We start from the raw sequence: 11,467 nt of genomic DNA, 5'->3' as shown, positions 1-11,467 counted from the left end.
TGCAAACGCCATTGATTTCATTCAGGCAAACGGCCAACGGGAGACGAATGTCCATGGACACCAGCAAACACACCCTCAGTACTCTGTTCGAGCAACTAGGCCTGGCGTCCGACGCCAAAAGCATTGAGGATTTTGTCGCCAGGTACTCGCCCCTGCCGAGCGAGGTTGCCATCCAGGATGCTCCCATCTGGTCCGAAAGCCAGTCTCACTTCCTGGAAGAAGGCCTGGAGGAAGACAGCGACTGGGCGGAGGTGATCGACGAACTGGACGCAATGATGCGTCACTGAACGTCGGCACTGTCGCTGATCATCACCTGATCCCGGCCGGCGTCCTTGGACTGATAGAGAGCCCGGTCTGCGCGGTCAAACACCGACTCCTCGGTGTCGCCGGCAATGAATCCCGCCAGGCCGGCTGAGAAGGTCACAGTGACCGGCTCGCCGCGAAAGTGGAACGGCAGCTTGCCGACATGCTCCCGCAACTTGTCCACCACTGCTCGCGCGTCTGAAGGTTCGGTTTCCGGGAACAACACCACGAATTCCTCGCCGCCAAAACGAGCCACGAAGTCCGTGGTGCGCAAGCGATCCCTGAATTCCCTGGCAACCAGCTGCAGCACCCTGTCGCCGGCCTTGTGACCATAGGAGTCGTTGATCCGTTTGAAAAGATCGATATCCAGCACACCGATGGTCAACGGATGGCTGTAGCGTTGCCAGCGGTTGTACTCGAATGACAGTCGCTCCTGCCAGGCTTCACGATTGGGCAACTCGGTAAGCAGGTCAGTCATGGCCCGGAGCCGCTCCTTACGGACCTGTTCCTGCATCTGCTCGGAATGGGCCTCCATGGCCGCCACTTTCTCCTGCATGGCCTCAAGCTGGTCGGAGAGCGCACGCTCCCGCTCGGATTCCTGGGTACGGAAACGGCCTACCGCCTGACCGATAGACTCGAGATGACGACTGACTGACTGTTTGAGATCCTGAAGGTCATCGCTCTCCTGCAAACGTTGCCCGACCCGCTCAATCTCCTCGCGGATCTCCCTATCAAGGTGCTCTGAGGCATCCAGTCGGCCGGACTGCGCCGAGGACTGGGCAGAAAAGTGTTCCCTCAACAGCTCCAGACGTTCATCAAGACGCTTGAGAAAGGCTTCGAACTCGCGCTTGCTCCTGGTAACCGCAGCGATTACCAGCTCAGCCACGTGGTTCAGGCCTTCGCGCAATTCGTCCCAGTCGTTACTGGCAAGCAGAGATTGCTGCAACGCCCGGGCCCGGGCCTCGGCGGCGGGCTCAAGGGAGACTTGGGTAAGCATCTGACCCAACAGCTGGCCCACACGGCGGGCAATGCGCAAACGCTGGACGTTGTCCTCGATATCCTGTTCATTTTCCGGGAGAGACTCCAGCTGCTCGCTGCTTTCCGGTAAAGGTTCCGCGCTGACCTGTTGCTGTTGTTGCTGGGGCTCTTGCTCTGGCTCTTGCTCTGGCTCTCGCGCCAGACGGGAGAAAAAGGAAGGCTTCCTGTCGTTGGCCGACTGGCGCTCATCGAGCAGGGCGACCTGGCGATCAATCTGATCCTGCAAGTCCTTCCAGGCGTCCACATCTACCCGGTTCTTCCGCAGGTCCTTCCGGATGCGAGCCAGCAACCGATCCAGCTCCGGGGTCTGGCCTTCGGAGGCGAGACTGGTGCGCACCAGCATGCGTTCAAGGGTATTCCGCTCCGCCTTCCACTGCTTTTCCCGATTGTCTGCAGACTCGAGTTCCTGAAGGTATTTTTCCTTCCAGGACTGATCCGATGCCATGGAGCGCTCCCGCCTATCCTTGCTGTACTGTTGATGTGTGAAAAACCCCTAGATGACCCGTGCTGGTCTCAGGAACTCTCGTCACTGGTTTTACCATGATACCGATCGCGTCGTGCTCTGGGGTGACTCTGGTCATAAACCCGGGCCAAATGTTGAAAATCAAGATGAGTATAGACCTGGGTCGTGGCAATGTCGGCATGGCCCAGAAGTTCCTGTACGGCACGAAGGTCACCACTGGATTCAAGCATATGGCTGGCAAACGAGTGTCGCAGCAGGTGCGGATGGAGCTTCTGGTCGGCACCGCGGCTGATTCCCCAGCGGCTCAGGCGGGCCTGGATACTTCGGTGGCTGAGTCGTTCGCCCCGCTGGCTGACGAACAGGGCAGCCTCACCGTCATTGGCCAGCGCCGCTCTGTACGGTAGCCAGGCCTGTATGGCTGCAATGGCTTTTCGTCCGACGGGCAGCAGGCGTTCTTTGCCACCCTTACCCATCACGCGAACCTCACCACTGCGCAGATCGACGGTATCCAGATCCAGGCTTGCCAGCTCCGCCAGCCGCAACCCGGAAGAATACATCAGCTCGAACATACATAGATCCCGCACTTCGAGGGGATCGCCCGGCTGTCCGTCCAGTAGATGATTCAGTTGATCCACGTCTGCAACGCGGGGCAGGCGCCGGCCACTCTTGGGGGCCCGGATATCCAGCGCCGGATTATCCGATGCCAGCTTCTCCCTGAGCAGGAACTGGTAGAAACGGCGGGTCGCCGAGAGATGTCTGGCAATGCTCCGGCCTGACAACCCCTCCCGGCTGAGCGTCGCGACGTAGCGGCGCAGGTCGTGGTTGGTCACCCGTTGCCAGGCAACGAATCCACTGCGGCCCAGCCAGTCCGCCAGACGCAAAAGGTCGCGCTGGTAGCTGTCGCAGGTTCTCGGAGAATGGCGTTTTTCAGAAGCCAGGTGCCGGATAAATTCCGCCAGCGGCCCGGTCAGCTCATTGGGCACTGCCGGACTCTCCGGGGCTTCTGACACGTTAGCGGGACTCCGTCGCCATGTCGGTGACCGGAGCAGCCGCTGTGTGGCGCTGCACCATGGGCGGCAGCAGGCGGCTTAGTGTGTCGCTGATGTAGCTCAGGAACAGGGAACCCATGCTCTGGTCAAAGTACCCCGGCTGGCAGCTACCGACCGCAAACACGCCCACCAGCTCGTCATGCCTCAGCGGCACCAGGGCGACCGAGGCAATGGGTTCTTCACGGTCCGGAAACAGGAACTCCCGTTCGCTTTCACGGAACTGACCGCACACAGCCCGCTCGCCTTCCAGCAGGCTGCCCAGGCGCTCACGGGCCGCAGAAGGACTGACCACATGCAGGGCGCCTTGAGAGGCCTCAGGCAGCTCGACATCGGTAAACAACAACACGGAAGCGGCGTCGAGACCGAAATCACCACGGATACTGTCATCAATGGCAGCAGCCATATCGTTGAGCGTCCGCGCTTCAATCACCTGCATCAGCAAACGCTTGCTCTTCTCGAACAACCGGTCATTGTGGCGGGCGATGGATACAAGCTCTACCAACTCCCTGCGCAGGGTATCCCGCTGCTCCCGGAACAGATGCACCTGGCGTTCGACCAGCGAAATGGCCCGGCCACTGTCGTGGGGCAGGGTCAGGCTGCGCAGCAGCTCATCCTGGTCGATGAAGAAATCGGGGTTGGCGCGCAGGTAATCCGCCACCTCTTCCCGGGTGAGCTCACCGGCCTTCTGGCGGGCCGTTTGTTCTGTCATGGAGTACTCCTGGCTGTCAGGATCGTTGTTTATGGGGGCGAGCGCTCCTGCGTCGACGACCACCAGAATCACCCGGCAGCCTCAACTGCCCCTCAAATACGCTGGTTGCAGGCCCTTCCATCATAACAGGGGTCCCTTCACCCTGCCATTCAATGACCAGAGGGCCACCCCGCAATTCCACTTCCACGCGGGCATCCAGCAGGCCTCGCAGGCAGCCGGCCACCACGGCGGCACAGGCACCACTACCGCAGGCGAGGGTCTCGCCCGAGCCACGCTCAAACACCCGCAGGCGGACATGGGTACGATCCAGAATCTGGAGAAACCCGATGTTGGCCCGTGCCGGGAAGCGGGGATGCCGCTCGAGCTTGGGCCCCAGCGTTTCTACCGGCGCCTGGTCTACATCCTCAACCAGCAGCACACCATGGGGGTTACCCATGGACAAGGCGCTCAGTTCCACTGTCTGGCCGTCCACATCCACGGTGTAGACATCCTTTCGACGGTCGGCGGCGAACGGAATGGCCGGCGGGTTGAACTCGGGCACGCCCATATTGACCATCACCATGCCTTCCCGGCCGACACGGAGCTCAATCACGCCCTTGGCAGTCTGGACGCGGATGACCTTTTTATTGGTCAGGCGCTGGTCCCGGACAAACCGGGCGAAGCAGCGGGCACCGTTGCCGCACTGCTCCACCTCGGACCCGTCCGCATTGAAAATGCGGTAGCGGAAATCGACATCCGGCAGCCCGGGCGGCTCCACCACCAGCAACTGATCGAAGCCAATTCCGAAATTCCTGTTGGCCAGTTCGCGGATCATCTCGGGGCGCAGACGAAAAGGCTGGCTGATGGCATCCACCACCATAAAATCATTACCCAGCCCATGCATCTTGGTGAATCGAAGCATGGGGCCCTGGGTCCGGCGTTGCTGTGTCATCTCCTCGCTCCCGCTCATTCCGGAAGGCAGCTCTCGGGTGCGAGCTGGTCTTCGAGAGTTTCACGGCGGCGGACCACATGCACCTGGTCGCCATCGACCATGAGTTCCGGCGGCCGGTTCCGCGTGTTGTAGTTTGAGCTCATGACAAAGCCATAGGCTCCGGCAGAGCGAACCGCCAGCAGATCCCCGGCCTGCAGGCGCAGGTGGCGGTCCTTGCCCAGGAAATCGCCGGTTTCACAGACCGGACCAACCAGATCCCAGGCCTTTTCCTCACCATTCTGATGTGGCTTGACCGGGATAATCGCCTGCCAGGCGCTGTACAGGGCGGGCCGGATCAGATCATTCATGGCGGCATCAATGATGGCAAAGTTCCGGTGCTCGGTGCACTTCAGGAATTCGACTCTGGTAACCAGGATGCCAGCGTTGGCGGCAATGGATCGGCCGGGCTCCAGAATCAGCTCCAGTTTGCGGTCACCCAGGCGCTCGGCCAGCGCTTTCACGTAATCCGACGGCTGTGGTGGCTGCTCCTGGTTGTAGGTGACGCCCAGGCCACCGCCCATATCCAGGTGATGAATGTGGATGCCCTGGTCCGCCAGGGAATCAATCAGGGCCAGCACCCGGTCCAGTGCGTCGAGGAACGGTGACACGCTCGTCAGCTGTGAGCCGATGTGACAATCCACACCCTTCACGTCGAGATTCGGCATACCTGCCGCACGGGCATAGACCTGCGGCGCTTCGGCAATATCAATCCCGAACTTGTTCTCTTTCAGACCCGTGGAAATATAGGGATGGGTACCGGCATCAACATCCGGGTTAACCCGCAGAGAGATCGGCGCCTTTACGCCGAGCTCTCCCGCCACCGCATTGAGCCTGTCCAGTTCGGTATCGGATTCGACGTTGAAGCAGCGCACGCCCACTTCAAGGGCCCGCTTCATTTCCCACTCCTGCTTGCCAACGCCGGAGAAGACCACCCGCGACGGATCACCACCGGCCCGCAGTACCCGCTCCAGCTCGCCGGCCGACACGATATCAAAGCCGGCACCGAGCCGCGCGAGAACGTTCAGCACCGCCAGATTGCTATTGGCTTTAACGGCGTAGCACACCAGATGCGGGTGATCCCGAAGGGCGTCATCATAGGCCCGGTAATGTCGCTCAAGCGTGGCGCGCGAATACACGTAGGCCGGTGTGCCAAAACGATCGGCAATGGCAGAGACAGGGATATCCTCGGCGTACAGCTCGCCGTCGCGGTAGTTGAAATGATCCATGAGTTTCCTGATTCGTTTAACGGGGCCGGGAGGCCATGGCGCTAGTCGCGGGTTTCTTCGCGATCGGGCTGCTCCTGGGCCGAATCCGGCCCGGACGTTATCGAAGCGGCCTGACTGTCACGGTACAACGGACCTTTCTGACCGCAACCGCTCACAACCAGAGCCAGCATCAACGTCATGATCGACAGAGTCCACGCTCGCATATCGGCTACCTACCCCTGAGTTCACTATGGGCGCAGTATACCTGACACCCGCCCCGGGCCGCGAGGTCAGCGAGTCCTCGCGAGGTGGCGGTTCAGGGAATCTTCCAGCACAGACCGGTAATACAGGTATTGGCTGGTCTGGATATCCTGCTGATACACCCGGGGGTCGAGGTCGTGGGGCAGGTGGATATCGGTCAGGTACACCGGGTAGACCTCATCGCTATGTCGGAGGGAGCGGATGTAGTGGGCCACTGCCGGAATCAACTGGTCGCCGTACTCCTGGACGCTGAATTCCTGGTCACCACAGAAAATGTCGAAGCGCAGGCGACTGTCGCCCTCGTGGATGCCCACGGCCTGCACCTCAAATCCGGGCAGAGGCACTCCCGAATCCGACTCCGGCCGGTACTCGGCCCGCCAGGCCCCGTCCCGCCGGACAATTTCGTAGCACTGGACGCCGGCCACAACGCCGGCGGAATCGGTATGGCGCAGCAATCGCCGCTCGATCAGGTTATCCAGGAAACGCAGTACCGGCACCAGCAAATGCCGTCGACTGGTCACCGCCTGTTCCCAGCTGAACACAGAACCCAGTTCGTCAACGACCCAGAGCCGGGCCTGATCGCCGAGAATACGATAAAACACCTGGATGTTGTCCGGTTCGCTGGCCAGGCAAACCGCCCGCAAGGCCGGCTCGTCCTGCAACGCGTAACGATCGAACACCACCGGCAGGTACCGCTCCTGGGGCAGCGCCAGATGCTCCATCAGCGCCTCAAAGCTGTCGAGTGCCACAAACCCCGGTTCCAGGCCGTTGAACTGGAGCAGGAAGTAGCGACGATCCATTTCAATCACATAGCGCAGCGGATGCGGGCCGGTACCTCCGGCAAAAAAGGGCCGGAGGACATCGGCAAACAGCTCCTGAACCCGGCGGGCAATGGCAGAGCCATGACCACGGTTGTGGCAGTGCACCTGAACGGCCGGCAATTCGTCGGGATTGGCTGCCACCGAGGCGAGAACATTCTTCAGGCACTGGATCAGTGTATCGCCCGCTGCGTAATGCTGGAGACTGACTTCATGCCAGCTGTTGAAGGTAATCTGGTCGATGCTGATGACCAGATTCTCCCGCCCGCCGCTAAAGCCCAGGGAATCGTGCCGGGAACTGAGCTTGTGAAGGCCCTTTTCCGTGAGGTGGGCCTGAGGGTCAATGCCGACGTTCACCAACAGCAGATTCCTCAATGGCCGGACGCCCCGGGACAACGCTTCCCGTTCCGCCGGGGCAATCGGAAATGGCAGGAACGCAGACAGGGCATCAAGCATTTCACGCAACTCGCTGACGGACGCAATACTGTTGCCCGACCGCACATTCAGCCGAGTCGAGCGGGTCAGCAGACCGTTGCAATAGCACCAGACCATCAGTTCCGCCAGATTGCCAGAGCGACGGATAACCGGCTGCCAGAAAGCGTCTGCCGGGTCTTCGAGGTCCCGGTAAAGCAGCCAGCCGTCGGCGTCGCCGCCCTGCTCCGACTGATGATGAAATGCCAGGTTTTCCTCCGCCAGCGACGGGGCCAGCCCGGGATTGATCTGCTCGATCTTGCCCGCCTTGCGCTGAAACGCGGCATAAAGCTTGCGGCCGAGGAGATTGATATCGTTGGCGCTGATGGCGGCGCGTTGGCCATGCTCCCTGGCCATTTTCGACAGCAGGCGGTAACCGTGGGTCAATTCGTTGACGATGGTGCGACGCAGGGTGGTGACATCCTCTGCCCGCCAGCGTTGACGATCATCCAGCTCCGCCAGCGTGTTTTCACTCCAGCCCCAACCTGTCACCAGCTGGCGCAGCAGGCGGGCACGCCACTGCTCACCGGATACCTCGGACCGTGTCAGTGGCAAACCGGCTTTCAGATACAGGCTCCGGCGAATCAGGTCCAGCCTCGACGCCACTTCCGGCCCGGTCAGCCAGCCCTCCAGCCGATTGTAGAGCATGACGTAAGGGTCCAGACGGTCGGCATCGGTTTCGCCGCGGAAAACGGCCCGCTTGAACTGGCTGGACAACAGAGCCTCACCGGTGGTCCGCGCATAACATTCGATCAGAAGGAGTTTCAGAATCGACTTCCAGGGCGCATCAATCCCCTTGTACAACTGCCAGACGCCCGCACCAAGAAATTCTTCCTCCGGAATCGCCGGCACCGGGCCAAAATCGATATAGTCCTCGGCGCGCACAAACCGGTAATCTACCAGCTTGCGCATGCAGTCATCGTAGGTTTCCTCCCGCTCCGCAGGAATCAGCCACCACATGGGCCAGGCACCGGCCAGATGGATGCTGGTCCGGTAGAACTCGTCCAGCAGCAGGAAATGCTGGGCGCTGCCACAGTTCTCGCCGGTCACCTCTACCCGTTGCCGACCGGCACGCCAATCCGAAGCACAGAAGACGAATACGTGCAGTTCGACACCGAAAGATTCCGCCCAGCGGGCCAGCTTCTCGGCTTTGCGCTCAAGACAGCGGATGCCCCGCTCGGGCAGGTCACTGCGGTGACAGAGCCAGACGTCGAGGTCACTGGCCACGGAATGGCCAAGGGTTCCCGGGCTGCCCATCAGGAACATGGCGTCCAGATCCGGTTTGCGCTTGCCTTCATCCTTCAGCGAAAAAGTCCGGGCCAGTCGACGAGCCGCATTGATGGTGGCCGGTGACGGCTGATAGTTGCTCAGGCCGTAGGGGCAATCGCTGTCCAGGTAACCGGGCAGGGCCGGATGATTGAGATGAAAAACCAGTGGCAGAATCTCCAGCACCATTTGCTGGCGATAGGACAGGGCCGAGTGGGCACGATTCCAGCGCTGCTGATTGACCAGCAGAAACCGGTCCCTCAGGCGACGGAGGGTCTTGCGATCTATTCCCTCCTCAAAGTCGAGGGAAATCGGGGCAACGTGGGCGGTCAAGGCGGCTCCGCAGAGAGGTTCTTTTCAGCATCAGTATGAGTATGATGTCGGCATCGTGGCAAAACCTTTAAAAAAATAAAAGCTGCAGGACACGCGAGGCTTACCCGCTGTGAAAGAATTCATCATTCGCCGCTACCGTTCGGACCAGTCCGCGACCTCCGGGCGCCAGACCGTTTTACGCATCGACGATGAAGGAAAAGTACTGTTCGCTGACCACCAGGCCGAGGCGGTGCTCGGTTATGAGAGCAGTGATCTGGAAGGCCAACCGGTGCACCGGATCCTGGCATCTCGCCAGGATGATCCCTTTGCACCGGCAAACCGCCACCGAATCGAGCGTGGCCAGAACGTCCTGGTGACCTTCCGGCACAAGGAAGGTTTCTTCTACACCGCCTGCCTGAGCCTGCGACTCGACGTTCGGGATTCCGACAAGGCGGCGAGTGCCACGATTGCCCTGTGCGACAGCTCATGCAGGGATTCCCGTCTGTTGCGAGCAGCGGAGAGCAGTGCCGGTTTCGGGATCTGGGAACTGGACACCCGCACGAATGAAATGACCTGGACCGAGGGAATGTTCCAGCTTCTCGAGCTGAGACCGGGCGCCGAAATCACGCCCGAACAGGCGCTTTTCTACTGCCAGACCGGCCAGGCCAGGGTCCGGGCCATGTTCCGCCGCTGCCTCCGAACCGGAGACGCATTCTCCCTCAACCTCGATATCGTTACCTCGCAACAGAACCATCGTCGGGTGACCCTCAGTTGTCGGGCTCTGAAACAGGGCGGCCGGATTACCGGGCTCGGCGGCACCCTGGTAGACCGGACCGCCGATATGAAACTCGACAGGGCTCGCCAGCACGCAAACACCATGCTCGCAGCGGTCACCAGCGCCACCTCCGATCTGGTTGTGGCAGTCGATCTCTCGTTCAACCTGCTCCACTTCAATGACGCCTGGGCCAGACAGTTTGCCGAAACCTTTGGCGGGCGTCCGCAGGCAGGCGACAACCTGAGCGACCTGCTTCAGGAGTTCCCGAACGAACGCAGGCTGATGGAACGGCTCTGGCACCGGGCCTTCGAACGTGACAACTTCGTGGTCGAGATGCCCATGGCCCAGCAGTCGCGCCAGCTACCAGTGCATGAATTCCATTACCAGCGCCTGACCAACGACCAGGGCGAAATCACCGGTGCGGTGCACGTGGCCCGTCGCATTGAGCCCCGGCTGAATCACGCCTCCAGCGAGGAATACCGGATACGTCACGATCCGGTTACCGGCCTTATGAACCGAAAGGCGTTCATCGCTCGGGTATTAAGAACCCTGGAACAGAAAACCCATCGGGAATCCTGCGACAGCCTGCTCTACCTGGATCTGGATGAATTCGAGCGTTTTAATGATCTTGCCGGCAGCGGCACCTGCGACCGTTATCTCAGGGAGCTGGCCGGCAACCTCGGCGTGCGCGTCCGGCAGCGTGATGCCCTCGCCCGCCTGGCTGGCGACACCTTCGCACTGCTGATCGAGAACTGCCCGGAAGCGCGGGCCCGCAAGATTGCCCAGGACACCCTTGATCTGATCGGCGACTTTATCTTCGACTGGCAGGGCCACAGCCTCCAGACCACCGCATCGGGCGGCCTGTTGATCCTGGACAACGACGTCCACGCGGATCCGGAGCAGCTTCTGGGCCAGGCAGCGGACCTGTGCCACACCGCCAAAACCTCAGGACGCAACCGGGTTCACGCGGCCAGGGCTATTGCCAACCAGACCGACGATTCGATCGCCAGCAAACGGGTCGAGCAGATCCGCGAAGCGCTGGACAAACAGTCGCTGATTCTCGAGTACCAGGCCATGAGGCCGGTGGCCAGCCCCACCTGGGGTGATCACATCGAAATCCTCTGCCGGATTCCAACAACGTCGGATGATGAGGCGACACTCCTGCCCGACGATTTCCTCCCCATTGCGGAACGGTTTGACCTGGCAAAACGCCTGGATCGCCAGGTGATCCGGCAAACCCTGGAATGGCTCGGCAACCAGCCCTTGATGGAGCCTCGATTGAAGTACTGTGGATTTAACCTCTCGCTGGCAACTGTGCTGGATGACACCTTCGCCGACTTCATGGCCGATGCCCTGAACCAATCCCCGTTTGCCCCGGACTGTTTCTGCCTGGAAATCCGCGAGGCCCACGCCACCCAGTATCCCGACGACGTGGCCGTGCTGTGCGATGCCCTGCATCGAGCAGGCTTCCGCATTGCCCTGGACGGTGCCGGCGCATCGGTGGAAAGCTACAGCCTGGCGGCGAAGTTACCAGTGGATATCATCAAACTGGACCGGAGAATGGTTCAGCAGCTGGAGGAGGACCCGGTGCAGCAGGTGATGCTGGAAGCACTGCACCGGATTGCTGAGGCCGCCGGCAAGGTAACGGTGGCCACGTTTATCGAAAGCGATGATGCCCTTCGCAAGGTCCGGACTCTAGGCATTCACTACGGACAGGGCTACCGGCTATGCCGACCTGAGCCACTGGACGAACTCACGCCGGCGGCGGTGGACCTTGCTACGGGGCGAATTGGCGGTTAACCGTTTCGCCCCGCTGAGTGCGCCGGA

9 protein-coding genes are annotated in these 11,467 nt (G+C 60.9%); 2 read left to right on the top strand and 7 right to left on the bottom strand.

Going from position 1 to position 11,467, the window contains the following annotated elements; genetic code table 11:
* Window positions 1-53: 53 nt before the first annotated feature.
* Window positions 54-287, top strand: coding sequence for a DUF2789 domain-containing protein (locus J3362_RS15195; RefSeq protein ID WP_008173223.1), 234 nt, complete (start codon window positions 54-56; stop codon window positions 285-287).
* Here J3362_RS15195 and J3362_RS15190 read toward each other — a convergent pair.
* The 7 genes from J3362_RS15190 to J3362_RS15160 form a co-directional block, all read right to left on the bottom strand.
* Window positions 281-1,786 carry a diguanylate cyclase gene (locus J3362_RS15190; RefSeq protein WP_349520765.1) on the bottom strand — a complete coding sequence of 502 codons (1,506 nt, stop codon included), beginning with the start codon at window positions 1,784-1,786 and terminating at the stop codon, window positions 281-283. The genes J3362_RS15195 and J3362_RS15190 overlap by 7 nt on opposite strands.
* 68 nt (window positions 1,787-1,854) lie before the next feature.
* Window positions 1,855-2,787, bottom strand: a complete 933-nt coding sequence (xerC, locus tag J3362_RS15185; protein ID WP_349520967.1) for a tyrosine recombinase XerC — start codon at window positions 2,785-2,787, stop codon at window positions 1,855-1,857.
* A gap of 28 nt (window positions 2,788-2,815) precedes the next feature.
* A complete protein-coding gene (locus J3362_RS15180) occupies window positions 2,816-3,562 on the bottom strand; it encodes a DUF484 family protein (RefSeq protein ID WP_008173212.1) in 747 nt (248 codons plus the stop codon).
* 16 nt (window positions 3,563-3,578) lie between these two features.
* The gene (gene dapF / locus J3362_RS15175; protein WP_008173211.1) at window positions 3,579-4,493 is read right to left on the bottom strand and encodes a diaminopimelate epimerase; all 915 of its coding nucleotides are present in this window, start codon (window positions 4,491-4,493) and stop codon (window positions 3,579-3,581) included.
* 14 nt (window positions 4,494-4,507) lie between these two features.
* A complete protein-coding gene (lysA, locus tag J3362_RS15170) occupies window positions 4,508-5,758 on the bottom strand; it encodes a diaminopimelate decarboxylase (protein WP_062782859.1) in 1,251 nt (416 codons plus the stop codon).
* Between the two features lie 41 nt (window positions 5,759-5,799).
* On the bottom strand, window positions 5,800-5,961 hold the full coding sequence (gene lptM / locus J3362_RS15165; RefSeq protein WP_227497818.1) for an LPS translocon maturation chaperone LptM: 162 nt from the start codon (window positions 5,959-5,961) through the stop codon (window positions 5,800-5,802).
* 66 nt (window positions 5,962-6,027) lie between these two features.
* Window positions 6,028-8,886, bottom strand: a complete 2,859-nt coding sequence (locus J3362_RS15160) for a class I adenylate cyclase (RefSeq protein WP_349520763.1) — start codon at window positions 8,884-8,886, stop codon at window positions 6,028-6,030.
* A gap of 109 nt (window positions 8,887-8,995) precedes the next feature.
* Here J3362_RS15160 and J3362_RS15155 point away from each other — a divergent pair, with 109 nt between their 5' ends.
* Complete coding sequence (locus tag J3362_RS15155) at window positions 8,996-11,440, top strand: EAL domain-containing protein (protein ID WP_349520762.1); 2,445 nt, start codon at window positions 8,996-8,998, stop codon at window positions 11,438-11,440.
* Window positions 11,441-11,467 lie beyond the last annotated feature (27 nt).

Origin of the sequence: Marinobacter sp. NFXS11 (genome assembly GCF_040148675.1) — a bacterium.
Taxonomy (GTDB): domain Bacteria; phylum Pseudomonadota; class Gammaproteobacteria; order Pseudomonadales; family Oleiphilaceae; genus Marinobacter.
Note: the sequence above shows the minus strand (reverse complement) of the source record. Positions and strands in the feature narration are given on the sequence as shown.

Coding starts and splice junctions, on each gene's coding strand:
- J3362_RS15195 (WP_008173223.1), top strand. CDS start 54: ATGGACACCAGCAAACACACCCTCAGTACTCTGTTCGAGCAACTAGGC.
- J3362_RS15190 (WP_349520765.1), bottom strand. CDS start 1,786: ATGGCATCGGATCAGTCCTGGAAGGAAAAATACCTTCAGGAACTCGAG.
- J3362_RS15180 (WP_008173212.1), bottom strand. CDS start 3,562: ATGACAGAACAAACGGCCCGCCAGAAGGCCGGTGAGCTCACCCGGGAA.
- dapF (WP_008173211.1), bottom strand. CDS start 4,493: ATGACACAGCAACGCCGGACCCAGGGCCCCATGCTTCGATTCACCAAG.
- lysA (WP_062782859.1), bottom strand. CDS start 5,758: ATGGATCATTTCAACTACCGCGACGGCGAGCTGTACGCCGAGGATATC.
- lptM (WP_227497818.1), bottom strand. CDS start 5,961: ATGCGAGCGTGGACTCTGTCGATCATGACGTTGATGCTGGCTCTGGTT.